The organism is Rhodococcus sp. 05-2255-1e (genome assembly GCF_002259025.1).
Taxonomy (GTDB): Bacteria; Actinomycetota; Actinomycetes; order Mycobacteriales; family Mycobacteriaceae; genus Rhodococcoides; species Rhodococcoides fascians.
Genome location: NZ_NOZE01000027.1, coordinates 1 through 554 on the forward strand (window position 1 = coordinate 1; position 554 = coordinate 554).

The 554-nt window shown below is 64.6% G+C and carries 1 protein-coding gene; it reads left to right on the top strand.

The annotated features are described in order from the left end of the window. A partial coding sequence (locus tag CH262_RS17175) for a DUF222 domain-containing protein (RefSeq protein WP_143547124.1) occupies positions 1-554 on the top strand: 554 nt, incomplete at both ends.

Here is a 554-nt window from a genome sequence, read left to right on the forward strand (position 1 = left end):
GACACCTACGGCGGCAACAAGCCACTACCGGAAGACACCGACCGCAACGAACTCTTCGCCTCGAAAACCCTCAACGGACGTCTCGTGGCGAAGATGGATTTCGATGCGATCACCGGAGAAAAGCTGCTCACCGCGCTTTCGCCGTTGACCGAACCCCGCCCTGCCGCCGACGGCACCCCAGACGAACGCAGTCCCGCACGGCGACGCGCCGACGCCTTCGGGCACATCCTCGACCGCTACCTCGCCTCCAGTGACCGCCCCACCGAGGGCGGTGAGAAGCCGCACGTCAACCTGCACATCCGGTTGCAGGACCTCCAGAGCCTGGCCGGCCAGAGCAGTGACGACATCACCGACGACGAAACCACACGCGCTGCAACAGAATTCGAATCAGACCTGGTCGACCCGGTCGACATCGACACCACAGCAGAAACCAACAACGAGGCCGGTTCGGTGACTGCGGATCGTGGCGCATATCGGGACCTGTTCGGCGACGGCACCACCGTCGGCTGGCTGCCGTGGATGGGCCCGCTCTCCCGCAACACCTCTCGCCAACT